The following is a 21,346-nucleotide window of genomic DNA, read 5'->3' as shown; positions in this document are numbered from 1 at the left end:
GGCGATGCCGGTCTTCTTCTGGTCCGCGGTGAGGTCGACGCCAGCGGTCAGCATGGCTCGACCGTAGTGCTCCGGCGAACCGTGAGGTGTCCACTTCGGTTGACCACGCTCAGTGGATGTGGGACCGCCGGCGGTGGGAGTCCACAAGCAGGTCGACGTTGCTTGTTCGTTGTTCGATCGACCCGAGGCCGATCGGGAGCGTTCGCACCGACTCATCGGAGATCCCATCGAGCACGTCGTCGACGAGTTCCTGATTCGTGTGTAGGTAGGGGCGCTCCCAGAAGCCGATGGTTGCTGGTTCCGGGCTGGGCAGGCCAGCCGCGCCCTGGACAGACGCGAGCACATCGAGGGCTCGGGCCAAGTTCATTTGTCGCTGCTGCCAGGTCGTGGCCTGGAGCACCGCCGCCAGTTCGCCGTGCGCAGCGGAAGCACGAGGTAGCCGCAGGAACGCCGTGCCCCGCCACTTGGCGTACGGCGGCCACTGGCGCTCGAGCATGAAGCCCAGATGCATGGCCACGTCGACCAGCCGGGCAGCGATCACTCGCGATCCCAGGTCGTCGCCGCGATCGCCCGCCCGGCTCATCAGCGGCATCTCTTGGTCGAGCCGCATCCAGTCGCACGCAACGATGTAGCGCCACAGGTCGTCCGGATACCACTCGAGCGCTGCTCGGATCTCGGTGAGAGCCCCATCGGTGTCGGTGAACACGGGCCCGGCGGTGACCTCGAGGACAGCCTGCCCGGTAAAGCTGAGCCAGTCGGACGTCGTGGGGGCCGGCCGCGGGTCGATCCCGAGGCGGGACCTGGCGAAGTCTGATGGCGTGTCCACCTCCACGCGATGGCGCACCTCGCTGGAGCCGGTGTAGGCGAACGCGACCGGGAGTCCGGCGTAGGTCTCGGGGAGTTGCTCGTCTAGGAGAGCTTGAACGGGGCGGCACAGATCCTGCGCCACTAGCACGTTGAGGCGCAGTCCCCAGTCGTGGTCGCGCGACATCTCGTCATCGAGCCCGAGAACCTCCGACCCCGCGCCAATACGCGCTGCAGCATGCGGCAGGCCGGGCCAGTGGCTGAGCAGTAGCGGGGCGACCACCGCGTCGTAGAACCGGCGTGACAGCTCGCAACCCGTCAGATCCTCGGCATCAGGCGACACGTGCACATCCTGCCCGAGGGGACTCCACCTCATCGGAGAGGCAAGCGGCTACTTTGAAGGAGATCCTCGATGTGGACGGTTCCGCCAATCTCTCCCGCGTGTGGTCCGCCAACCTTTCCTGCATCTCAACACTTCTTTTTCTTCTTCTTATGCGCGGTCGAGCAGCCCCGGACGGCAGTCGACGCGGCTCCGGGCCGGCGCCGGCGCAGCTCCCCCGGCCCGGCCGGAGTGGGTTCCCTGGTTCTCCTGCGCTGCTCGATCGGCCGTGCTCTACTAGGCGCCGAAGCCCCAGGTGACCCGAGACGCCTGGGGCTTTCCCCTTCGCAACAGGTGGCCCGCGCAGGCCGGATGCTCGCGCCCGGCCGGGCTCGACCCGAGGCCGTTAGAACGAGAACAGGTCCCCGTCCTGCTCCGAGGACGGGGACCTGTCTCCTGTGGTCGCTGAGTGGCTACCGACCGCTCACTGGGTCAGCACCTGGGCCTCACCGATTCGGATCGGAAGCGCGTCGGTGGTCAGGTCGAACTCGATGGTTCCGGACTGCCCGCCGCCGGTCCACTCGACGACCCAGTGGCTCGTGGCGGTGACCTGATAGGCCCCGTCGGGCTGGTCCGTCGACATCTTCTCGTAGCGGTGCCCACACGTCGGCGAGTCCTTCTTGCCGTAGTGGTCGGCGTACGGGGTGCCCTTGCCTGTGCAGGTCACCGTGGTCCCTTCGCCCATGTCCCAGACGATGCTGGAGACGCTGGCGGTGGCACTGACCGACACCGACCCCTCGCTGGCCGATGCAGTGATCGGGCCGAACGTGTCGTCCGTCGGGCTGTCGACCCACATCCACACCGGCAGCCCCACCAGTCCAACCCGGTTCGGACCGGACTCCGGGACGATGCCGATCTGGATCGGGTCCAGGTCCATCGAGGCGATCGCGCGCTGAGCGAGCACCACGGGATCGATTCTGACTTCTTCGCCGGTCTGCACCCACGTGTACTCCCAGGACGATCCGGGCGGCGGGAAGTAGCAGACGTGCCAGGCGCCGTCTTCCTTCGTCTGGCCATCCGGCGGCACTAGATCCTCGCCCATCTCCTCAGCAGAAGGACCGATCCAGCACTCATGCAGGCTGCTCCACACCGACCCGCCAGGGCCGGTGCACGGAATCTCTCTCCCGTTGTAGTTGCACGTCGAGGAGCCGCCGCCGGTGCCGCCACCGCCACCGCCGTTGCCACCCCCATCCGAGCAGTCGATCTCGAATTCGCCCGTCTCCGGGTTGTAGACCTCCTGGCAATCGGCACTCGCGCTCGTGGCCGTAAGGACGACCACAACGAGCGCCGCAGGAACCGCCAGCACGAGCGCGAGAATGCGCCTCAGCATGACTGATCCCACTTGATATCGGAGTTGGACACCTTCCACGCGCCCTTGTCACGAACGACCGTGTACTCAACCGGGACAGGGTTACGCAGCGGATCGCCGTTCGGATCGGTCTGCTTGATCTGCTTGCCGTCTTTCTTGCGCTCCACGTTCGTTCGGTCCTCACAGTCGGTGATGAGGATCGTCGAGTCCGACCGGCGACGCGGCTCGGCGAGAGTGTGCACGTACTCCCCCGTGACCTTGATGTCGTACCTCTTGAGGGTGACAACAGCCTCTTGGATCTGGAGGAACTCGTCCCCTGTTGCCACCGGGTTGAGGCGCTTGAAGTCGATCGTGACGGCACGATAGAAGTCGTCGCGCGCCTTGAGGTACTTCGTCAACTGGGCCGCCGCCTTCTCCTCCGGTGTCTTCGGAGTCGGCGTGCTGGTGGGTGTCGGCGAGGGTGACTGGGTCGGGGTCTCCTGGACCGTGGGCTCGGTGTCGTCGCCGCCGCAGCCCGTGAGAGTCAGGGCGAGGGCGAGGGCCACTCCCCCGAGTGCGGAGTGGTGTTTCCTCATGGGGTGTCTCCTCCTGTGGTGGGCGACGCCATGACTGACCGCTGGCCGACGTCGTCGGCGATGTGCTCGAGGTGTTCTTCGGCTGCGTCGACGAGCTCGGCCAGCGAGCCATTGTCGGCGGGGTCGATCCCGAACTTCTTGTCGGCGTTGTAGAGCGTGCGGATGGTGTCGCGCACGAACACAGCCCGCGCGAGGCGGCGGGCGTCGAGGTCGGGGCGGTCGCCGCCGGCCGCGACGTATCGGCCGGTGAGTTCCTGGTCGAACGTTGTCATGTGCTGGTGCTCCCTTCCCGAGTCAGCTCGCGAGCCAGCCGTGTGTACGGATGATGGTCTTTGTGCGCTCCGACAATTCCATGGGTGCGTCGCCGTCGTCGGACCGGTTGCAGATCTCTTCGCGCAGGATCCGGTCGGCCTCGAGCTGGTCGCCCTCGGCCTTCATGACGTGGGCGAGGCACAGTCGGGTGCTCTCGCCGTCGGGGTCGGCGCGGCTGGCGACGTAGGCGGCGGAGCGGGCCTTGACCAGGTCGCCGGCCGCGAGCGCCTCGGTGACGACGATGAGGGCGACGTCGGCGATCCACCCGCCCGCCATGAGGTCGATGCGGTCAGGCTCGTTGGCGAGCCATGCCCACCCTTCCTCGCGCAGCTGGCTGAACGGCTGGGCCTCCCCGACGAGCTCGAGCGCAGCGCAGAGGTCGGCGACACCCTCGGCGCCGCCTCGACTCTGCCCGCGCTTGCGGAGGCGGATGAACAGGTCCAGGTCAACGAGCAGGCCGTCGTCGACCTGGTAGACGTTGACCCCGGTGAGCTTGGCAGCCGGCGCCTTGTCCGCGTAGGGCAGGTGGTCCTCGCCGGTGCGGGGGTTAGGACCGAGCCAGTCGCGGACGATGTTGGTGTAGTCGCGCACCTTGCCGTCGGAGATTGAGAAGGCCTCGCGGATCTGCTCGCGGGTGGCGCCGTGCTTGCGGTGCAGGGCGAGGAACGCCAGGAGCTCGGTGAAGTAGGGCTTGCGCTTGGCGAGTGCTTTGCCGTGGGTGCGTGCGGTAACCGGGCCGAGCAGGGTGAGGCGCGGGCGGTGGCAGTTGGGCGAGAACCAGTCGGCGATGTCCTGGTCGAGGGTGGGGTCCTTCTCCTCGACCTCGGCGCGGACGTGGGCGGGGACCTTCGGCGCCAGGGCTTCGAGGTCCTCCTGCACGATCGCGCTCTCGCGGATGTACTCCTCGTCCTCGCCCTCGAGCAGGGAGGACAGCGGCTCGTCGACGGCGTCCTCGGAGGTGTTGCGGGGCAGGGTGTACTGGCGGCGCAGGGCTCCGGAGGAGTCGGTGTAGGCCTCCCAGCCGTCGGTGGCGGTCTCGTCCGCGGGCGTGTCGACGTACTCAGGGGTCTCGCTCTGGGCGTAGACCAGGGCGCAGCCGCTGGCCTCGTCGCTGGTGAGACCGACGGCGATGAGGTTGAGGCCGGCGTGCTCGAGGACGACGCGACCGGTGTTGGTCATGTGCAGCACCGCGCCGGGCGTGTTCGGGCGTTCGCCGGCAACGACGATGGACGTCGCGGACTGTCCGACGTGGTCGTTGACCAGCTGCAGCAGCTGCTCGAGGTCGTCGGGGTCTCCGGCCGCGGCGTCGAGGAGCAGCATCCTGGCGGGCCAGGTGTCGTCGTCGACGCTGCCGGTGCGGGCCGTGGACACGTCGGTGTCGTGTCGCTTCGCCCGGTCGACGGTGGTCACCGCGGCGGCGAGGATCTCCGAGGTCGCGGGCGTCCCGGCCGCGCCGGTCGGGTAGTAGGTGATCCGCTCGTCCATGGCGACGGTCTCCTCGGCCACGCCGATGCAGTCGACCTGGACGCGGCGCGACCACGGGTTGACGGCCAGCTGCGCGGCGAGGTGGCGGGCGAAGTCGCGGCCGTAGGTGGGGTCGCCGCTGATGGTCAGCGTGGAGAGCTCCTCGCAGTTCAGCAACCAGGTCTCGCCGGTGTCGCTCATGCCGATGGTGGCCAGCAGCGGGTAGGGCGGCTCGACATTGCCGGTGTCGGGGCCGAGGTCCTCCACCGCGATGTCCGTGCTGACGTGCCAGTGGGTCTGGTCGGGGCTGCCCACCCAGGGAGCCGGGACGTCGGCCGGGGCGCTCAGGTGCAGCGTCAGCTTGCCCTTCGCGAGCTCGACGGCCGCCAGCGGGGGCATCGTGGTGCCCTGGGCTCCGACCGCGGCCGCGAGGCGCCGCAGGGCCTCGTCGGCGAACTCCACGGTGGCGGCCGCGGCAGCACCGGTCGCGTTCAGCGTCATCTCCACCGGCGCCAGCTCGGGCGGCGGGGCGGCGACCGCTCGACCCGGCGGCCGGTTCCGGAAGGCGGAGCGCCGACGGGACCGCAGCGCCATCAGCAGTGCCCCGGACAGCAGCACGCCCCCGCCGGTGAGACCGGCGAGGACCCAGGGCGCCTCGAGGATCGAGTCGTCGGCTTCGTCGACCTGGTCGACGTCGGCGGCCGGCGCCGTCGGCTCCTCGGCCTGCGGGACCTCGGGCGCGGCGGTCTGCGGGGCCTCGGTCTCCGGGACCGGCGGAGTCTCCTCGGCCGGCGGGTCGATCGGCTGCTGCTCGGTCCTGGGCTCGGCGGGGGTCTCGGGCTTGTCCTCGCGAGGCTGCGGCTGGTGCTGCCGGTCGTCGTGACCGGCGGGTGTCTGGGCTCCGGGGATGTTGAGCTTCCAGCCGACGTCGATCACGTCGGGGTCGGCGAGGTGGGCGCCGCCGGGCTGGGTGATGCCGGTGGAGGCCTTGTAGATCTCCGGCCACCGGTCGGCGTCGCCGAGCTCGTCGTGGGCGATGTCGCTGAGTGTGTCGTTGGGTTGCACGGTGTAGGTGTGCGCCGGCGCCCCGCCGGCCGGGGCTGGCAGCTTGAGCACCCAGCCGGGCTCGAGGAAGCTGGGCCGGGAGCCGAGGAGGTTGCGGTTGAGCTCGGCGATCTCCTTGTAGCGCGCGCCGTCACCGAAGTGGTCCTCAGCGATCGACCACAGGCTCTCCCCCGGCTTGACCGAGTGATCGACCGTCGCGCGTTCCTGCTTCGCCTCGACCTTCACGCCGTGCTGGGCGGGCGTCTGGTCGACGGTCCCGGCCTGGACATGGCCCACCGCCGCCGGCGCGGACGCGGCGGCGGGGCCGGCGTTGGCGGCCTGCGCAGCGATCGGCGCTGCGATGAACAGCAGGGCAGCGAGTCCGATCAGTCCGTGGGCCGCGGCCTGCGGGCGACCCAGCCCCGGCAGCTTGGGCGCCTCGACCCTGCGGAGCCGGGCGATGGTCTCCACCACCAGGCTGAGGGTCATGAAGGCCCACGCGGCCCAGCCGATCACCTTGAACAGGCCGAGGACCAGGGTGCCGTCGTCGGGTGCGAGGAGTGCGTCCTTGATGCTCTCCCAGCTCGGCGCCTGGTCGGGGATCGGGTTGGCTCCGATCGCGAGGAAGAGGGCCGGCAGGCCGATGATGATGCCGAGGACGGCGGCCGTGGCGAGGAGCCCGGTCAGCCGCTGGCGCAGGGTGGGCGTAGTCATCGTTCGATGCCTCCTTGGGCGCGGATGAGCCGTGCAGACGCCTCCCCGGTGACCCTCATCGAGTCCAGCCCGATGATCCCGAGGAACTTGCTGTCGTAGGTGTCGGTGGTGCGCACGATCAGGGTGTCGCCGTTGACGACGGTGACGCTGCCCTCCACGCCGGCGGCGTTGAGGTAGCCCTGCGCGGCGGACTTGGCGGCGTTGATGTCGACGCGGAGCTCCTCGCCGCGGATGGCGGTCGAGCCCTGGACCTCCTGGGCGCCGGTGCGGGCTGCCTGGGCCGCGGCACTGCGGGCCTGCTGCTGGGCGTGCACCTTGCCGCCGAGGTCGACGGTCATCCCGACCAGGATGATCATCACCAGTGACGCGGTGGCGAACCAGACGCTGATGGCGCCGCGCTCGTCGCGCTGTCGTCGGACCGGGTGCCTCTTCATCGGCGCTCCCGGTAGGCGTCGACGGGGCTGCTCGCGGTTGCGGTGATCGTGCGGGTGCCGGGTACGCCGGGGATGCTCAGGTCCGACAGGTTGACCGTGCAGGTCACCGTGACGTTCACCTGGGCGGTGTTCCCGATCGGTGCGTTGAACGCCGCAGCGTTGACCGTGATGTTCGTGCTGGTGCAGTGCACGTCCTGGTCGTGCAGGCTGCTTGCGGCCGAGGACCTGCCTGCGACGATTGCCTCGCTCTGGGTTCGCTCGATCGAGGCTGCCCGTGCTGCCTCGTAGGCGGCTGCTTCCACGGACTGCTTGGCGATCTCGACGCGGCCGCCGAGGATGATCATCGCCACGAACAGCCCGAAGGCCGGGACGCCGATCGCGGCCTCGATGGCCACCGATCCGTGCTCGTCCCGGCTGCGGTTGAAGGCGCGGGCCCAGATGCTCTGCGCCATCATTCGGTGAGCCTCTCGACCGGGACGCTGGCGCTCTGGCGGACGGTCACGTGCCAGCCGGGGATCACGCTCATGGACTTGCCGGTGACGGTGATCGTGGCCGTTGTCGTGGTCCGTGACCCGGAGACGCTCGTCGACGTCATCACGTCGGATCCGCCGGCGTCCTGAAGGAAGCCGTTCGCGGTCGCGACTCCGGACTCACGGCTGCCGTTCTCGCTGCCCGCCTCACGTGCGCCCTCCTGCGCGGCCGCGAGCGCTACTTCGCGGGCGTGGTAATACAGCGCGCCCTGGACACCGAGGAACATCACCAGGAAGAGCGCCGGCATCAGGAAGACCATCTGGATGGCCACTGAGCCGCGCTCGTCCCGGCGTCGGCGGCGAGAGCTGGAGAACATGGACGGACCTACTTGATCTTTCCGGCCTCGCTGGTCACGAACGCCCTGATTGCGGCGACGACGATGCCGACGATGAGGATGACCGCGCCGGCCCAGATGACCTGCTCGATCGTGACCGAGCCGCGCTCGTCGCGTCGGTGCTTGACGATGCGGTCCTCCATGCTGGCGATCACGGCCAGGGCCGTCACCTGGAGGGTGATGAGGAGTTTCAACATCGCGTTGTTCCTTTCTGGGTGTGGAGTTCGGGGTGTCCCGGGATTGACGTCGGTGTTAGGTCGCGAATCGGAGCATCGACGGGGTGACGAGGATCGCCATGAAGACGATGCCGAGCAGGCTGGCGGGGATGTACATGCGCTCGGAGACGGCGTTGGCCTTCCCGAGTTCGGCGCTGAGCATCGCCGAGCGAAGGGCGGCGGCGCGGGCGCGGAGGTTGTTGTAGATCTGGGCGCCGTCCTGGCCGGACTGCTGCATGATGTCGGCGAGGTCGTCGAGCTCGGGGACGCCGAGGTCATCGGCTAGCCCGTGCAGGAAGTCCCAGGGGGCGCGGGTCATGTAGCGGGCGCGGCGCAGCTCGCTCTCGATTCGCTTGAACACCCAGGTGTCGCCGACCTCGGCCGCGGAGCGCAGCGCCTGCTGGCCGCTGGAGCCGTCGCGGACTCCGGTGGCGACCATGTCGATGTAGGCGCCCAGGGCCCGGCTGAACTCGATGCGGGCCTTCTTGGCGTCGTCAGTGGCGTTGTAGTTGGGCATGAACCAGAACAGTGCGGCGAGCCCGAGCGACCCGAAGGTGGGGATCACGAACGGGAGCGGGAGCCCGATCAGCGCGAAGAACGCCGCGAACAGCGGCGGCATGGCCAGGCCGAGCAGCGCCCAAACGACCTTCTCGCCGTAGAACCTGGTCTCGCTGATCTGGAGGATGGCCAGGTCCTTGCGCGGTGTGTGTGCCCACGCTCCCCCGGGCAGGTTCTTGATCGCCCACACGCCGATCCGGTCGACGAACGATCCGGATTCGGTGCTCTCCTCGACGTCGAGCGGGCCGGCGCTGCGTCGGGGTACGACGTGGCCGGGCGAGAGCCGGTCCAGGGCGTCGGCGAGGTCGGGGTCGGACGGGGCCAGGCGCCACACGAGCAGGGCAACGGCGAGCCCGAGGAGGGTGCCGCTGGCGAGCGCGAGCTGGAGGCCCGTCATGCGAGTGCTCCTTCCTTCTCCCCGCGCGCCGCTCCGTGCGCCGCTCGGTGCGCGTTGCGGGCCTGGAGGTCGAGGAAGCGCGGGAGCGGCTTGGCTACCGCCATCCGGCGCATCCACAGCAGCGTGGCCACGTAGGCGGTCAGCAGGACGGCGAGGATGACCTGGCCGAGCGGGCTGCCGTACGGCTCGATGTAGTCGCCGGTGAGGGCGAGCATGCCCAGGACGCCGAGGGTGATCACGGTGACCGTGCGGGCGGTGGTGCGCGGCTTGGCCTGGTCGGCGGCGATCTGGCGGCGGGCGCGCACGTCGGCCGCGACGGTCTCGGCGAGGGCGTCCAGCGCCTTGGCCAGGCCGGCCTGCCCGCGACCGCTGGCGGCGAGGATCAGCTGGCTGGCCACCACGTCTCCGGTGGAGTCGTTGAGGTCCTCAGCGAAGGCGCGCAGCACGTCCTCGGTGGTGGCGGTGTTGTTCCAGAGCCGGGAGACCATCAGGCCGACCTCGCGCTCGATGGGCGCCGGCACCGACTGCAGCGACTTGATGAGCGCCGAGCGCAGCGACTGTCCGGCCGTCAGCTTGCCGGACAGTGACCGGGTCCACTCCTCGAGCGCCTCGAGCTTCTCGACGCTCGCGGCCGCCGGCGGGGGCGTGAGCAGCAGCGGGATGCCGACGATCGCGGCCGGGACGAGCACGATCGCGATCACCCAGCCGGTCAGCAGCGCGACCAGGAGGCCGGCGACAGCGCCGCCGATGACCAGCATCCGGGTGCGCGGGTTGAGCCGGGTGAACCAGCCACCCGCCCGGCCGAACGGGGTGACGGTCCGGGCGGGCCGCGGCGGCTTCGGAGGTGCGGGGATCAGCGCGTAGACCATGCCGATCAGGCCGATGACGATGAGCGCCCCGAAGACGGCGGGCAGGAAGGCGGTCATGAGATCGCCACCCCCGGGTTTGCCTGGGACTCGGCCTTGTACGCCTCGAGGTCGAACCCGTGGCGGGCGAGCTCCTGGGCGAGGAAGTTGTCGAGCTTCCCGGTGGCGACGGCCTGGCCGAGCTGGTTCGGGGCGAAGATCGGGGTGGTCGCATACCCGCGGGCCGCGTCGATGCTGGGCTGGACGACCAGGACCTCCTCGACCCAGCGCTGCTTGCGGAAGGTGCCGTCGCCGTTGGGGACGACCTCGGATCGCAGGTACATCACGATGTCGATGGCGGCGGCGAGCTTGCTGATCGCGAGCTCGCGGGTGACCTGCGGGCCCTTCTCCATGGCGCAGGAGACGAGCTTCTCGATAGTGTGCTCGGCGCTGCGGGCATGGGTGGTGCTGATCGAGCCCGGGCCGGACTCCATGGCCTTGAGCATGTTCCAGACCTCCGGGCCGCGGACCTCGCCGACGATCTGGCGGGCGAGGTTGAACCGGAAGGAGTGGTGGATGGCCTCCTCGAGGCTGAACTCACCGGCCTGGCGGCCGTCGATGCCGACCTCGCCGGATCCGGGCCGGTGCTCCCAGGCGTGGACGATCTTGTGCCGGTCGACCAGCTCGTGCAGGTGCAGCTCGAACTCGGTCTCGAAGGTGCCGATCATTTCCCAGGGCGGGATGCACGAGCACAGGGCGCGGACCCAGGTGGTCTTGCCCGAGCCCTGGACGCCGGAGACGACGATGCTCTTGCCGGCGCGGACGCAGGCGGCGAGGAAGTCGGCCAAGACCGCGCCGCACGCCTTGCGGTCGTAGACCATCTCGTCCATCGACACCTCGCGCATCCCGTGCCGGCGGATCACCACCGAGGTGTAGGCCATCACCCAGGAGCCGGCCGCGAGCCGGGCGCCGCCGGGCAGGCGCAGGTCCAGGTGCGGACGCGCTTCGGTGAAGGGCCGGTTCTGCCGGGAGCCGAGGTCGGTGAGGAACTCGCGCAGCTCGTCCTCGGAGTCGGCGATCGGGGCGGCCTCGACCAGTGTGCCGTCGACGAGCTCCAGCCACACGGCGCAGTCGGGGCCGCGGGCGATGACGATGATGTTCTCCACGTCCTCGCGCTCGACCAGCGGCTGCAGCCGGCCCAGACCGAACAGGGCGGCGTGGAGGGCGGACTTGAGTGCCTTCTCGTGGTCCTTCGTCCACGGCGGCCGACCGGTGGAGACCAGCGTCTCGGCCTCGGACTTGATGAGCTCCTCGATGACGTCGAGGCCCATCTGTTCGCGGTCCTCGTCGGTGACCCGGCCGCCTTCCTTGTCCAGCCGGGCGGTCAGCCGGGAGGAGATCTCGGCCCGGTACTGGGCGATGAGCTCCCAGTCCAGCTCGACCTCCCCCACGTCGGCGCCGTCGTAGTAGTCGATGGCCGCGATCGCGTGCGGCTGGTCGCCGGGGCTGGCGACGAGCGGGCGGAGCGTGAAGTCCGAGCGCGTGCGGCCCGGCAGCTGGTCCTCGCTGGTCCAGGCGCCGGCGAAGATCGGCAGCGACGTCGGGTCGTGGTCCTCGCTGGTCGGCGCCGGCTGCGGGGGCGGCTGGTTGCCGTTGGTGCCGCGGCCGCGGGCGAACGGGGAGCGCTGGCTGCGGTCTGCGTGTCGCGCCGCGAGCCATTCGTCGGCGCGGAGCGGCTCGCGGTCCTGGGCTCCGGGCTGGTGTCCGTTGGTGCTCATGCGCGGCCTCCGATCGGGTGGGCGAGGGCGGCCTGGTTGGAGGTGAGGACGGAGTGGATCAGGGAGACTGCGGTGCGGTAGCTGCGCACCAGGTCGGAGGACTCGAACTTGCGGGGCTTGCGAGCGCCATGGGAGTAGACCTCCGCGGCCTCGGGATCCCAGCCCACCGCTGCCGCGACGGAGATCTGGAGCGCCTTGGCGATGTGGCGCGGCGTGTAGGGACGCACCCGCGGGACGCCCGTGGGCATCGCCGGCCACCGGCGGTCCTCGTCGACGAGAAGGAGGCCCAGTCGCGAGAGGCCACCGACGGCGGCGAACTGGTCGCGCAGCATCTTGGCCCACGAGCGTGCACCGGCCAGCGCGGGCAGCGAGCTGCGAGTGACCAGCAGGGTCAGGTCGGAGGCAGCGATGAGCGGCTGCGGCCAACCCGCGAGACCGAGCCGGCCGGCGTCGACGATGACGTCTTGGCCGTTGCGGTCCAACGCGCGCAGCTGCTCGGCGAGCGGCTCCCACAGCGGCAGCAGGCTCGGGGCCTGCTCGTGGGCGCGGATGCCAGGCAGGAACCAGGGCGCCCGCTCGGCCGGGGCCTCGGGGTCCAGCAACAGCGTCTCGCGAGGAAGGGCCGCAGCCAGTGTCCCCTCGCGCAGCGCGAGGGCAAGGTTGATCAGCCCGCCGGTGGGCTCCTGGGTGCCGTGGAAGTAGCCAGCGAAAACCGCGGAGGAACCGGTCGGGTCGGCGTCGACCAGGAGCACGGGACGGTGCCAGTTGAGGGTGAGCCCCAGCGCCGTGGTGGAGACGCCGGGCGAACCGCTGGCCGACGCTAGGACGATCAGCGCCATCGCTCAGCGCTCCCGCGTGTCCAGGACCAGTGCGACCCGGCCCGTCGCGGCGCGGGCTGCCAGGTCGGCGGCGTCACCCTCGGGGACAGAGACGTCGACAACGGTCTCGCCGGTCTCCTGCACGCGGCTAACACCAACCACGACCGCCTCGACCGTGACCGGGTCCTCGTTGCTGACCTCGCCCTGGTCGCCGGGCGTGGTGACGATCCGGACGGCGTCACCGGCATAGAGCGGCTCGGACGGCATCTGCGCGGGGGTGAGGCTGATGCCCACCAAGGATTCCCCCTCCCCCGGCACCAGGCTGTCGGTGGTGGCCTCCTCGGTGAGCAGGGTGCCGGCCCACAGGTCGACGGCGGCGCGGCTGCCCTCGAGCTCGGCCTTCTGGCTCCCGGCGACCGGGCTCAGTGCCGGGTCGACGCTGACCCGCACCACTGAGAGGTCACCGGCCTCGATGGTCTCGCCGCGCTTGATGTCCTGGCTGACCACGAGGACCTCTTGCGTGTCGTTGATGGAGGTGAAGGCGAACGCGGTGCCTAGCGCGCCCGCGGCGACAAGGGCCACACAGAGTGCGAACACCCATGGTCTGCGGCGCTGCTTGGGTCGTGGTCGTGGACTGTTGTTGAGCGTGGGCATGGGACGGCTGGTGGGGGTTGCCTCGCCTGACAGGCCTTGAGCGGTGTTCTGTGACATGGATCCCGAGTCCTCTCGTGTCTCGATCACCTACGTGTCAAGACGGGCCCGGAGCGATCAGCGCGAGCCCAACTCGATAGTGACACACTAGTGCATTCCTATCGAGCGTCTCGTTATCCACAGGTGACCGCTTCCGAGATGCCATCGCCCAGTCCTGACCGGAGGGTCGCGCGGCTCAATCCCCCCGATGGGACCGAGCATCAACGCCTCCAAACGATCCGGAGTCCATGGGACCACAAAATCGTCCGGGTCTCCCGGAACAAATTCTCACCTGTGGATAAGGGTCAAACCCGCCTGCGCCTACGAACTCGGTCGGGCCGAGGCTGTTCCGCTGCGCCGGCGTTGCCGTTGCGCCTCATGGAATGCTGCGACAACCAGTTCGACGGACTCCCCGAGTGCGCGGGTTAGCGCTTCGAGCGACTGTGGTGCAGGGAGTCGGGTCCAGCGCCCTTGCTCCCAGGCGTAATAGGTCGGCACAGCCACGTTCGCGGACGTGGCGAGTTCGGGAACGGTGAGCCCTGCCTGCAGGCGCAGCGCTCGGAGATCGGGGACATCACCGTCGACGTGAATTAGCCGCAGCGCCGGGATGTCGAGTGCCTTGGCGAGTCTGACCAGGAAGTCCGGACGCGGAGATGACGTGCCCAACTCCCAGCGAGAGATGCGCTCACCCCCGGCCGCTCCCACCAGACGCGCCAACTCATGCTGAGTCAACCCCGCTTCCTCGCGAGCAGCCCTCAACGCGTTGGGATCGATTCCGGAGGCCATCGCCGACGAACACTAGCGGTGCCGATCCTCTGCGGGACAGGTCAGTCTGGGCTGCCCCGGACCGACGACCTGGGACCGCGGAGCCCGTCCGTCTCACTCCGCGATGGCGCCGCTCGCGACGCGGACACTCCTCGCCGCATGGCCAATGACCTTGGGCCCGACATCGCGCCCAGCCTCGGTGTCACCACTCGGCGGCCTTGCCCACGCCGGCCACCCGGGGCAAGCCCCATACAGGGCCGTGAGTTCTCCCGCGCTATGGCCGTCGGATTCCCCTCGTGTCGCAGATCGGGCTGATCGCTTACCAACCTCCTTCGCACCTAGGTGACCAGAAAGCGAGGTGGACCATGAGCACTTCCCGAGCCGAGAACCCGGTCCCCGGTGTCGTCACCTTCACCGCCCGCGGAGACGCCGCCCTCGATCGTCTGACCGACGCCCTGGTGGCCGAGTGCGACGGCTCCCCAGGGGGCATCGCCGACTTCCTCGAGCGGGTCCTGGATGCCGACGTCGAGGACCTAGTCGAATGCCTCAGCGAGACGACCGAGCCGCACGCCGATCGACCTGGCCGCGGCGTCGACGAGGTCGATTCCGCAGGCGAGAGCCTCGACGATGCCGCCCGCCGTCGACTCGGAGCGCGCACGCCAGGCGCTGCCAGCACGCCTGGAACACGCAGCTTCAACGTGGGGCGGTGATCCCGATCGACGGCATACACTTCGTTACACAAGCCCGCTGTGTAACAGAATGTATAGGAGACCTCTGATGCTGCCCAACCCCTACGCCCCGGGCGAACTGCCGCGGGTCCTGGCCGGGAGGGAACAACAGCAAGACAGGATCAGAGGCTACCTGAGCCGGATCGGCACCTACGGCGAGATGGGCGGCCCGCTCTTGGTGTTCCTGGGCCCGCGCGGGGTTGGGAAGACGTCCCTGCTGCGCGAGGCGCAGCGTGACGCCGAGGAGCACGGGTTCATCACCGCATGGGTGGCATGCCGGCGCAACGCGCCGTTCCTTCCCGACCTGGTCAGTCGCGTCGGAAAGGCCGTCGAATCCGCGGACATCCTCCCCCGAGCCGAGAAGGGCACCTGGAAGCTTCGCCTGGAGAACATCGGCCTGGAGTTCGGGCTGCCGAGCGTGGTGAAGGTGAGCGCGACGGCGGCCGCCGACCGCTCCGAGGCTGAGGCACCTCCACGAGGGGCCCAGATCTCGGCGATGGAGGACCTCCTGCACGAGACCAGCTCCCAGATCCGTGCACGCGGTGGCGCTGGACTCGTGGTCTTCGTCGACGAGCTGCACGCGGCCACCCGCGATGACCTCGCGGTCCTGCTCAACGCGATGCAGAACTTGGCTGGACGGCGCGAGGACAACCCCCTCGCCATCATCGGCGCCGGCCTGCCCTCGACACCGGGAGTCCTGGTCAACGCTGCCACCTTCGGGGAGCGCAGCACCTTCCTCACGCTTCCCCGACTCGAGCCGGCCGCAGCGGCCGCCGCCGTGGCCGAGCCGGCCGCAGAGCTAGGCGTGACCTGGACGCCCGCCTCGCTGCAGACGGTAGCGGCCGAGGCCCAAGGATTCCCGTACCTGCTGCAGGTCCTCGCGCACGCGACGTGGGAGGTGGCCAAGCCCTCAGGAACCGGTGACGTGCTCGACGTCGACCAGGTGCGGTCCGGCCTGCCGCTGGCCGATGATCAGCTGAGCTCCATGTACGCCGCCCGGTGGGCGGCCGCGACCGAACTGGAGAAGCAGATCATGTCCGTGATGGCGCAGGCCGGCACTCCAACGGTGACGCGGGCAGAGATCGCCGCGGCGCTCGGCCGGCCCACGCAGGCTCTGGGTGTTCCGCGTGAGCGCCTGATCGACAAGGGCATCATCGAGCCCGCCAGTCGCGGCGAGGTCCGGTTCACGATGCCTGGCTTCGACCGCTACATCCGCGAGACCCTGGCCACCGGAGCACCCTCGCCCGCCGACCCGGCACCCGGCAGTCTCGGTGCCGGCCGCCGCCCGCGTGAACTCCCGCCCGCCTCCGAGGGCGGCCCCGACCCGCCGCGGCGTTAGAGCTCACGGCGAGCCTGCCGACGTAGGACCGCCTCGAGCTCGTCGACGTCGCCGAGTGGCATCGGGGGCGCGACGTGGGCGGAGGTCGTCGAGCAGCTCGTCGACGTCGCCGTCCTCCAGCTGCGGTGCGCTGTAGGCGTTCCACTTCCCCACCGCGTCGGCGAGTCGGCGGTAGGCCTCGACGTCGGCCGCAGCGTTGACCAAGCGGCCACCGCCAGTGCCACTCGCCTTGCGATCAAGGCGGCCTGGTCGTCCATGGCCGCTCAGTCTCCCGCTGGAGACCCCGGAGGGAACCCCTGCGGTTATCCACAGCCCGCCGCCGGCGGCCGAGCGTACGCCGGCGAGATCCGCGAGACTCAGGCCAGCGAGACCGCTCGGCAGGAAGGACAACCTTGGTGGACGACAACGACCAGCTCGAGGCGAGCGGGCACGCGACGGCGGCACGCCGACACGTCTACGGCTTCAACCGCGCCACGATGTGGGCGCGCGACCAGATCCCGGCCGAGACCTCCGACGAGCTCGCGGAGTTCGCCGACCTCGCGGCCGCGCTGCCCCAGGCGTTCTCGCAGCTGTCGAGCACGCTCGAGCAGGCATTGGCCGACCAGGTGCTCAGCATGGACGCGATGACCGACGAATCCGACCCCGCCATGGCGATCGGCGTCGCGCGTCTCCACCTGGAGGAGGCCCGCGGACTCGCGGTCGACCTCCACAAGCACCTGAACGCCGCCCGCAACGCCACGGCGCACATCATCAGCGAGGGCGTCGACGACGGGCAGGAGTCGATGCCCTGGGACCAACCCTGACCTGGTGGTCCCCGGCCCTCGGTGACCCGCGGCGCCTGAGGCCCGCGAGATTTCTTCGCGCTCGGTGATCGCCCGAGCGGGTCGACCTTCCTTTGGTGACTGAGACATAACCCCGGTCAACCAAGGAGCTGCCCGTGAGCACGCCCACCGATTCTCCCTCCGCCGCGGCCGACCGTGACCCGGTTCAGGAGGCCGGCGACCACCTCGAGCGGGCCCTGGCGGCTCTCGACCGCCTTCGCGAGGTCCTGCCCCCGTCGAGCATTACGCCCCCGTCCGACACGGGAGGCGGCGAGCCGGCATGACCACCGACACCGCTCTGCAAGCCGCAGACGCAGTCTTCATGGCCGAGCAGGCCGTGGGACGCGCCCGCCGGGTCGTCGACGAGCTCCACACCACGATCAACTCCGCGCTCCGGGTTCTCGATGACGCCGAGCTCGACTCTGCGAAGGCCCGCCTCAGCGACCGCGGTGACTACTACCTCGAGGCCGCCGGCGAGCACTTGAGCCGCCTGCAGCGGCGCTGCAGCGACAACGCCGAGCTGGTCGACGAACTCACAAGACACCTGGAGCGTGCATCGCAGGCGATCGCCGATGCCCACGATCTCCTCCAAGACGCCGACACCTCCGATCCTGAGCTCGCCAGCGAGGTCGCGCAGTTGAAGCCACGCCTCGCCGTCGTGGGCGAGATGATTGACCTTGCCAAGCCGATGGCCCGGTTGACCGCTCAGCACGTCGACAGCGCGCAGCTGGCGGCCCAGCACGTGACTCCGCCGTCGCTGCTGGAGCCGGTCACCCTCGAGCGGAGCATCGCGACGGCCGGCAAGGAGCTCGGCCGCGCCGATGAGGACGTGCGCCTGCTCGAGAACGTCGTCGACCACGCCGCGGCCAACGCCCGGCAGTCGGCCGGCATCGCCAGCGAGATCACCGACAACGCCCGCCGGCGTATGGCCGAGCAGGGCCGTGGCCAGGTTCCTCGCCAGGCGGCCCGGGCCGGCGGGTCGCTGGCGCGGTAGGCGGGAGGACGGGCATGGACTTCGATCAGGGCGGCCGCCAGCTGGCTGGCTTCGTCCTCGATGCCGCCGGCCGCGGGCAGCACGACCAGGTCGCCGACCTGATCGCGCCGCTGGACGCCGACCAGCTGCGGTCGCTGGTGAGCGTCCTGGCCGTCCAGGTCGACCAGACCATGCCGTCGGCGCCGGCAACCGGCCCGGCTGCGGTGTGCGAGCTGGCCATCAACGCGGCTGCACCGATGTTCGGCACCACGCCGGAGGCGATCCTGAGCGCCGAGCGCAGCCGTCCGGTCAGCGACGCCCGCGCCGTGGCCATGACCGCCGCCCGCGAGGTCGGCCTGTCCCTGCCGGCGATCGCCGAGCACTTCAACAAGGACCACGGTTCGGTGATCCATGCCGTGCGCCGCACCGCCGAGCGACCCCGGCTGGCCGACGCCGCGGCCCGGGTCAGTGAGCACGTCAACGACCGCTACACCGCCCGGCTTCCCCGCCCCGAGGCCACGGTGGTCAGCCTCCACCAGGATCCGCCGGCGTCGACCTTCGAGCCTGATGGCCCGGTCGAGCATGCAGTCGCGGCGGCCTCGGAGGCCTTCGGCACCACGCCGGAGGTCCTCCTGGGTACGGACCGCAGCCGGGCGGCAGCGGACGCCCGTGCGGTGGCGATGACGGCGGCCCGCATCCACGGGCACAGCCTGCCGACGATCGCGCGTCACTTCGACCGCGACCACACGACCGTGCTCCACGCGACCCGGCGCATCGAGAAGACCCCACCGCTGCGCGACCTGGCCGCGAAGATCGCCGGCGAGCTCCCCGAGGAGCCGGCCGACGCCGGCACGAGCGGGGCAGACGGCGTCGAGCAGATCCCCGAGCCCGGCTACCGCTCCCCCGGCGCCCGGGCGCAGGAGCGCGCGGTTCCCGTCGCCGGCGAGCGTCCGCAGTTGAGGGTCGCCCGGTGAAGGCCCTCATCGGCCTCGCCGGCGTGGCGATCGCCGTGCTCACCGCCGGCGGCATCAAGGCAGCCCTCCCCGACGCCCCCACGGGCCCCGGCCCATCGGAGGGGAAGGCCACCCAGGTCCGCGTGATAGCCGTGGTCGACGGTGACACGCTGCGCGTCGAGGACCTCGGCGGCCGCGAGCTCGGCCGAGTCCGCCTGCTCGGCATCGACGCCCCCGAAGTCGCCCACCCGCCGGCGCCGGAGGAGTGCTACGCCGACCAGGCAACAGACCTGCTCGAGGAGCTCGCGCCGGTCGGCAGCACCGTCCAGCTGGTCACCGACAGCGGCCAGCCCGACCGCGACCGGTACGACCGGCTGCTGCGATACGTCGACCACGCCGGCGTCGATGTAGCCCACGAGCTCCTGGCCCGCGGCGCCGTACGCCGCTACGAGGCTGCTCAGGACCTTGCCCGCGAGGAGTCGTACTCCGCGGCCGCCGCCGATGCCCAGGACGCCGATAGCGGCCTGTGGGGCACCTGCTGAGGGACGGCCGGGATGGACGACGAGCAGCTGATGACGGCCGCGAAGACGCTGGCCCGGTGGTGCTACAGCCGCGGCGTCGACGAGCGAGTTCTCGGCTGCGGTGAGCAGCTGCTCAAAGCGGCGGTCGACCAGGCGTTCGGCCGGCCGGCGCCGGCGCACCTCGAGCACGCGCTGTGGGAACAGGTCGCCACGCTGCTGCGCCAGCGGCGCGACTGGGACCGCGACCACCAGGTGACTCCCCCGCCGCCCGCGGCGTGTCTGCCCTGCGCCGTGGCGGTTGACGAGTGCCCCGCCCACGCCGGACGGCGCTGTCGTGCCTGCGGTGGCCAGCTGCACCGCATCGTCGTAGACGAGGGCTTCGATACCCATCCGTGCTGCGACCGCCCGGGCGGGACCGGTTGCCACGGCGTCCTCGAGCACGCGGCACAGATGCTGGGCGCCACGCTGCTGGCCCAGCCGGCCTGAGCACCGGCAGGGCCCCGCGACTTTCCAATCCAGTCGGGCCGCGGTGATCGCCCGGGCCCTTGGTCCGCACATAGGTGACCAGGAGGACCGGCGCAGCCGGTGCCGGTCCACGGAATCCATGGGAGTTCACATGAGTGACGCCGCTCGCGAGGAAGCCGCGCTCGAGGAGGAGGCGCGACAGCGCGCCGAGGAGATCAGGGCCAGCGAGGAAGGAGCTGCCCAGGCCGCGGCCGCCGACACCGGCCCCTCCCCCGACGCCGAGATCGCACTGGTCCGCCGGTCCGGTCGCCAGCACGACCACACCGACACCGCCGCCTACCAGCGGCCTCAGCTCGGCCGCCGCCGCGGCCCGCGCCGATAGGAGGCCCCGATGGCTACCGCACTCGCGCCGACAACCGGATCCTCGACCGTCCGCTGGGTCGACTGCTCACACAAGCTGGGGTCGCTGCCCTGCATGAACCACAAGCCGCACGAGGGCGACGGCCGCGGCTGCGTGCACCACTCCACGTCCGGCTTCCAGGACGACGAGTAGCCCGCCGCCGGCCGCCGCACCGCCAGAGAACAGCCTCAGCCGTGCACCAGGTGAAGCCGCGGCCGCTGAGGCTGCTCGACGGCCGTCTCCAGGCGCTGCATCCGCTCGAGGGTCATCGGGTGCCCGTAGCGACGCAGCAGACCTGCCAGCACGGGACCGAGGCCGAGCGAGAGCACGAACTGGTCCGCCTCGGCCTCCGTGTGGAGCTCGATCCGCCGGCCGGCCGCCGGCACCAGATAGGTCAGCGCGATGACTGTGCCCCCGAGCAGACCGGCCCAGGCCCGGTCCTCGACGACCGACTGCACCACGCAGATAACCCCCACGACGCCGCGCAGCGTCCAGGCCAGCCGCGTGAACGGAAGCCAGGCGAAGGCCCGGCCGACGCCGCGGAACGTCGCCACCACCAGCCGCCACGGCGCCGTCGCCGCGAGCACGGCCAGCTCCAGCCGCGGCCGGATCGCCTGGCGCCGGCCGACCGCATGAGCCAGCGCGGCGGCCGCCTCCGCGCCGGTCACACCGCCGTGGTACGTCGCCTCGACCAGCCCAGGGCTGACCACCACGGTGCGCCGGCCGATCGCCACCGCCACCGGGGTGCTCGGTCGCTGGATCCGGCGCACGAACAGCGCGCCGACGTCGACACCGCGGCCGCCCAGCTCGGCCAGCACCGGCGCCATCACCCGGAGCTCGGCCTCCGTCGCCGGCCGCGACCTGGTCAACGCTGCGACCGCAGGCTCTTGCAGTTGGCCCAGCGCCAGCGCGACCAGCACGCCGCCCGCAGCCATGAACGCCACGAGGCCCAGCGCCGGCGGGAGCAGGGCGCACACCACCACGGTGAGGACGAAGCTCACCAGCAGTGCCGGCGCCAGCGTCACGGCTCTCAGCACGGTCATCGGGAACCTCATCTCGACCCTCCTCCATCTTGCAGCACTAGTGCGGATCTCTTGACTTTGCTCGCGGTGATCGTCCGGCAACCACCGAACGACATAGGCGAACGAGACCAGTTTGTGTCCAGGTGCCGACAGCACCC

The 21,346-nt window shown here is 70.5% G+C and carries 27 protein-coding genes; 10 read left to right on the top strand and 17 right to left on the bottom strand.

All coding sequences use genetic code 11. From position 1 onward, the window contains the following. Nucleotides 1–109: 109 nt before the first annotated feature. The 15 genes from CFI00_RS06560 to CFI00_RS06490 all read right to left on the bottom strand — a co-directional run bounded on the left by CFI00_RS06560 (nucleotide 110) and on the right by CFI00_RS06490 (nucleotide 13,987). Nucleotides 110–1,147: a DUF4037 domain-containing protein gene (locus CFI00_RS06560; RefSeq protein WP_207084441.1), complete on the bottom strand. Its 1,038-nt coding sequence runs from the start codon at nucleotides 1,145–1,147 to the stop codon at nucleotides 110–112. A 460-nt stretch (nucleotides 1,148–1,607) separates the two neighbouring features. Beyond that, nucleotides 1,608–2,552 (bottom strand): hypothetical protein, encoded by a 945-nt coding sequence (locus tag CFI00_RS06555; protein WP_207084440.1) that lies wholly within the window; start codon nucleotides 2,550–2,552, stop codon nucleotides 1,608–1,610. Next, nucleotides 2,507–3,067 carry a hypothetical protein gene (locus tag CFI00_RS06550; RefSeq protein ID WP_207084439.1) on the bottom strand — a complete coding sequence of 187 codons (561 nt, stop codon included), beginning with the start codon at nucleotides 3,065–3,067 and terminating at the stop codon, nucleotides 2,507–2,509. Before CFI00_RS06550 ends, CFI00_RS06555 begins: the two co-directional genes overlap by 46 nt. Then, nucleotides 3,064–3,339, bottom strand: coding sequence for a hypothetical protein (locus CFI00_RS06545; protein WP_207084438.1), 276 nt, complete (start codon nucleotides 3,337–3,339; stop codon nucleotides 3,064–3,066). The genes CFI00_RS06550 and CFI00_RS06545 overlap by 4 nt, the downstream gene beginning before the upstream one ends. A gap of 22 nt (nucleotides 3,340–3,361) precedes the next feature. Then, nucleotides 3,362–6,601 (bottom strand): LysM peptidoglycan-binding domain-containing protein, encoded by a 3,240-nt coding sequence (locus tag CFI00_RS06540; protein ID WP_207084437.1) that lies wholly within the window; start codon nucleotides 6,599–6,601, stop codon nucleotides 3,362–3,364. Then, complete coding sequence (locus CFI00_RS06535) at nucleotides 6,598–7,035, bottom strand: TadE/TadG family type IV pilus assembly protein (protein ID WP_207084436.1); 438 nt, start codon at nucleotides 7,033–7,035, stop codon at nucleotides 6,598–6,600. Before CFI00_RS06535 ends, CFI00_RS06540 begins: the two co-directional genes overlap by 4 nt. After that, the gene (locus tag CFI00_RS06530) at nucleotides 7,032–7,490 is read right to left on the bottom strand and encodes a TadE/TadG family type IV pilus assembly protein (protein WP_207084435.1); all 459 of its coding nucleotides are present in this window, start codon (nucleotides 7,488–7,490) and stop codon (nucleotides 7,032–7,034) included. The genes CFI00_RS06535 and CFI00_RS06530 overlap by 4 nt, the downstream gene beginning before the upstream one ends. Continuing rightward, nucleotides 7,487–7,882, bottom strand: coding sequence for a TadE family protein (locus tag CFI00_RS06525; RefSeq protein ID WP_207084434.1), 396 nt, complete (start codon nucleotides 7,880–7,882; stop codon nucleotides 7,487–7,489). The genes CFI00_RS06530 and CFI00_RS06525 overlap by 4 nt, the downstream gene beginning before the upstream one ends. An 8-nt stretch (nucleotides 7,883–7,890) precedes the next feature. Further along, nucleotides 7,891–8,097, bottom strand: coding sequence for a hypothetical protein (locus CFI00_RS06520; RefSeq protein WP_207084433.1), 207 nt, complete (start codon nucleotides 8,095–8,097; stop codon nucleotides 7,891–7,893). Nucleotides 8,098–8,152: 55 nt separating this feature from the next. Next, entirely contained in the window at nucleotides 8,153–9,070 is a 918-nt protein-coding gene (locus CFI00_RS06515; RefSeq protein ID WP_207084432.1) for a type II secretion system F family protein, read from the bottom strand. After that, on the bottom strand, nucleotides 9,067–9,996 hold the full coding sequence (locus CFI00_RS06510; protein WP_207082358.1) for a type II secretion system F family protein: 930 nt from the start codon (nucleotides 9,994–9,996) through the stop codon (nucleotides 9,067–9,069). The genes CFI00_RS06515 and CFI00_RS06510 overlap by 4 nt, the downstream gene beginning before the upstream one ends. Beyond that, nucleotides 9,993–11,693, bottom strand: coding sequence for a CpaF/VirB11 family protein (locus tag CFI00_RS06505; RefSeq protein ID WP_207084431.1), 1,701 nt, complete (start codon nucleotides 11,691–11,693; stop codon nucleotides 9,993–9,995). Before CFI00_RS06505 ends, CFI00_RS06510 begins: the two co-directional genes overlap by 4 nt. Then, on the bottom strand, nucleotides 11,690–12,532 hold the full coding sequence (locus CFI00_RS06500) for a hypothetical protein (RefSeq protein ID WP_207084430.1): 843 nt from the start codon (nucleotides 12,530–12,532) through the stop codon (nucleotides 11,690–11,692). The genes CFI00_RS06505 and CFI00_RS06500 overlap by 4 nt, the downstream gene beginning before the upstream one ends. Nucleotides 12,533–12,535: 3 nt before the next feature. Then, the gene (locus CFI00_RS06495) at nucleotides 12,536–13,093 is read right to left on the bottom strand and encodes an SAF domain-containing protein (protein ID WP_242532718.1); all 558 of its coding nucleotides are present in this window, start codon (nucleotides 13,091–13,093) and stop codon (nucleotides 12,536–12,538) included. A 429-nt stretch (nucleotides 13,094–13,522) separates the two neighbouring features. After that, a complete protein-coding gene (locus CFI00_RS06490; RefSeq protein WP_207084428.1) occupies nucleotides 13,523–13,987 on the bottom strand; it encodes a helix-turn-helix transcriptional regulator in 465 nt (154 codons plus the stop codon). Between the two features lie 344 nt (nucleotides 13,988–14,331). On the opposite strand from CFI00_RS06490, the gene CFI00_RS06485 reads away from it, so the two are divergent. After that, on the top strand, nucleotides 14,332–14,676 hold the full coding sequence (locus CFI00_RS06485) for a hypothetical protein (protein WP_207084427.1): 345 nt from the start codon (nucleotides 14,332–14,334) through the stop codon (nucleotides 14,674–14,676). Nucleotides 14,677–14,743: 67 nt separating this feature from the next. After that, a complete protein-coding gene (locus CFI00_RS06480) occupies nucleotides 14,744–16,033 on the top strand; it encodes an ATP-binding protein (RefSeq protein ID WP_207084426.1) in 1,290 nt (429 codons plus the stop codon). 3 nt (nucleotides 16,034–16,036) lie between these two features. On the opposite strand, the gene CFI00_RS06475 is transcribed toward CFI00_RS06480, so the two are convergent. Then, nucleotides 16,037–16,237, bottom strand: coding sequence for a hypothetical protein (locus CFI00_RS06475; RefSeq protein WP_207084425.1), 201 nt, complete (start codon nucleotides 16,235–16,237; stop codon nucleotides 16,037–16,039). Between the two features lie 191 nt (nucleotides 16,238–16,428). Between CFI00_RS06475 and CFI00_RS06470 the strand changes: the two genes are divergently transcribed. The 8 genes from CFI00_RS06470 to CFI00_RS06435 all read left to right on the top strand — a co-directional run bounded on the left by CFI00_RS06470 (nucleotide 16,429) and on the right by CFI00_RS06435 (nucleotide 20,319). Next, on the top strand, nucleotides 16,429–16,836 hold the full coding sequence (locus tag CFI00_RS06470) for a hypothetical protein (protein WP_068104940.1): 408 nt from the start codon (nucleotides 16,429–16,431) through the stop codon (nucleotides 16,834–16,836). Between the two features lie 134 nt (nucleotides 16,837–16,970). Next, nucleotides 16,971–17,138, top strand: a complete 168-nt coding sequence (locus CFI00_RS06465; RefSeq protein WP_157519777.1) for a hypothetical protein — start codon at nucleotides 16,971–16,973, stop codon at nucleotides 17,136–17,138. Beyond that, complete coding sequence (locus CFI00_RS06460; RefSeq protein WP_207084424.1) at nucleotides 17,135–17,848, top strand: hypothetical protein; 714 nt, start codon at nucleotides 17,135–17,137, stop codon at nucleotides 17,846–17,848. The genes CFI00_RS06465 and CFI00_RS06460 overlap by 4 nt, the downstream gene beginning before the upstream one ends. A 14-nt stretch (nucleotides 17,849–17,862) precedes the next feature. After that, nucleotides 17,863–18,801: a helix-turn-helix domain-containing protein gene (locus CFI00_RS06455; RefSeq protein WP_207084423.1), complete on the top strand. Its 939-nt coding sequence runs from the start codon at nucleotides 17,863–17,865 to the stop codon at nucleotides 18,799–18,801. Then, nucleotides 18,798–19,322 carry a thermonuclease family protein gene (locus tag CFI00_RS06450; RefSeq protein ID WP_207084422.1) on the top strand — a complete coding sequence of 175 codons (525 nt, stop codon included), beginning with the start codon at nucleotides 18,798–18,800 and terminating at the stop codon, nucleotides 19,320–19,322. Before CFI00_RS06455 ends, CFI00_RS06450 begins: the two co-directional genes overlap by 4 nt. Before the next feature lie 12 nt (nucleotides 19,323–19,334). After that, nucleotides 19,335–19,787: a hypothetical protein gene (locus CFI00_RS06445; RefSeq protein WP_207084421.1), complete on the top strand. Its 453-nt coding sequence runs from the start codon at nucleotides 19,335–19,337 to the stop codon at nucleotides 19,785–19,787. A gap of 130 nt (nucleotides 19,788–19,917) precedes the next feature. Further along, nucleotides 19,918–20,148 (top strand): hypothetical protein, encoded by a 231-nt coding sequence (locus CFI00_RS06440; protein ID WP_207084420.1) that lies wholly within the window; start codon nucleotides 19,918–19,920, stop codon nucleotides 20,146–20,148. 9 nt (nucleotides 20,149–20,157) lie between these two features. Further along, nucleotides 20,158–20,319, top strand: coding sequence for a hypothetical protein (locus tag CFI00_RS06435; protein ID WP_157519779.1), 162 nt, complete (start codon nucleotides 20,158–20,160; stop codon nucleotides 20,317–20,319). A 35-nt stretch (nucleotides 20,320–20,354) separates the two neighbouring features. On the opposite strand, the gene CFI00_RS06430 is transcribed toward CFI00_RS06435, so the two are convergent. After that, entirely contained in the window at nucleotides 20,355–21,221 is an 867-nt protein-coding gene (locus CFI00_RS06430; RefSeq protein ID WP_207084419.1) for a hypothetical protein, read from the bottom strand. Nucleotides 21,222–21,346: the final 125 nt, after the last annotated feature.

It is taken from the genome of Nocardioides sp. S5, assembly GCF_017310035.1.
GTDB lineage: Bacteria > Actinomycetota > Actinomycetes > Propionibacteriales > Nocardioidaceae > Nocardioides.
The sequence above is the reverse complement of the archived record's forward strand: the minus strand, read 5'-3'. Positions and strand labels throughout refer to the sequence as shown.

Excerpts from the sequence above, each read along its gene's own strand:
- CFI00_RS06430 (WP_207084419.1), bottom strand. The coding sequence starts at position 21,221 with ATGAGGTTCCCGATGACCGTGCTGAGAGCCGTGACGCTGGCGCCGGCA.
- CFI00_RS06505 (WP_207084431.1), bottom strand. The coding sequence starts at position 11,693 with ATGAGCACCAACGGACACCAGCCCGGAGCCCAGGACCGCGAGCCGCTC.
- CFI00_RS06500 (WP_207084430.1), bottom strand. The coding sequence starts at position 12,532 with ATGGCGCTGATCGTCCTAGCGTCGGCCAGCGGTTCGCCCGGCGTCTCC.
- CFI00_RS06525 (WP_207084434.1), bottom strand. The coding sequence starts at position 7,882 with ATGTTCTCCAGCTCTCGCCGCCGACGCCGGGACGAGCGCGGCTCAGTG.
- CFI00_RS06445 (WP_207084421.1), top strand. The coding sequence starts at position 19,335 with ATGGACGACGAGCAGCTGATGACGGCCGCGAAGACGCTGGCCCGGTGG.
- CFI00_RS06540 (WP_207084437.1), bottom strand. The coding sequence starts at position 6,601 with ATGACTACGCCCACCCTGCGCCAGCGGCTGACCGGGCTCCTCGCCACG.
- CFI00_RS06510 (WP_207082358.1), bottom strand. The coding sequence starts at position 9,996 with ATGACCGCCTTCCTGCCCGCCGTCTTCGGGGCGCTCATCGTCATCGGC.
- CFI00_RS06480 (WP_207084426.1), top strand. The coding sequence starts at position 14,744 with ATGCTGCCCAACCCCTACGCCCCGGGCGAACTGCCGCGGGTCCTGGCC.
- CFI00_RS06490 (WP_207084428.1), bottom strand. The coding sequence starts at position 13,987 with ATGGCCTCCGGAATCGATCCCAACGCGTTGAGGGCTGCTCGCGAGGAA.
- CFI00_RS06485 (WP_207084427.1), top strand. The coding sequence starts at position 14,332 with ATGAGCACTTCCCGAGCCGAGAACCCGGTCCCCGGTGTCGTCACCTTC.
- CFI00_RS06530 (WP_207084435.1), bottom strand. The coding sequence starts at position 7,490 with ATGATGGCGCAGAGCATCTGGGCCCGCGCCTTCAACCGCAGCCGGGAC.
- CFI00_RS06440 (WP_207084420.1), top strand. The coding sequence starts at position 19,918 with ATGAGTGACGCCGCTCGCGAGGAAGCCGCGCTCGAGGAGGAGGCGCGA.
- CFI00_RS06515 (WP_207084432.1), bottom strand. The coding sequence starts at position 9,070 with ATGACGGGCCTCCAGCTCGCGCTCGCCAGCGGCACCCTCCTCGGGCTC.
- CFI00_RS06435 (WP_157519779.1), top strand. The coding sequence starts at position 20,158 with ATGGCTACCGCACTCGCGCCGACAACCGGATCCTCGACCGTCCGCTGG.
- CFI00_RS06455 (WP_207084423.1), top strand. The coding sequence starts at position 17,863 with ATGGACTTCGATCAGGGCGGCCGCCAGCTGGCTGGCTTCGTCCTCGAT.
- CFI00_RS06520 (WP_207084433.1), bottom strand. The coding sequence starts at position 8,097 with ATGTTGAAACTCCTCATCACCCTCCAGGTGACGGCCCTGGCCGTGATC.
- CFI00_RS06535 (WP_207084436.1), bottom strand. The coding sequence starts at position 7,035 with ATGAAGAGGCACCCGGTCCGACGACAGCGCGACGAGCGCGGCGCCATC.
- CFI00_RS06545 (WP_207084438.1), bottom strand. The coding sequence starts at position 3,339 with ATGACAACGTTCGACCAGGAACTCACCGGCCGATACGTCGCGGCCGGC.
- CFI00_RS06460 (WP_207084424.1), top strand. The coding sequence starts at position 17,135 with ATGACCACCGACACCGCTCTGCAAGCCGCAGACGCAGTCTTCATGGCC.
- CFI00_RS06550 (WP_207084439.1), bottom strand. The coding sequence starts at position 3,067 with ATGAGGAAACACCACTCCGCACTCGGGGGAGTGGCCCTCGCCCTCGCC.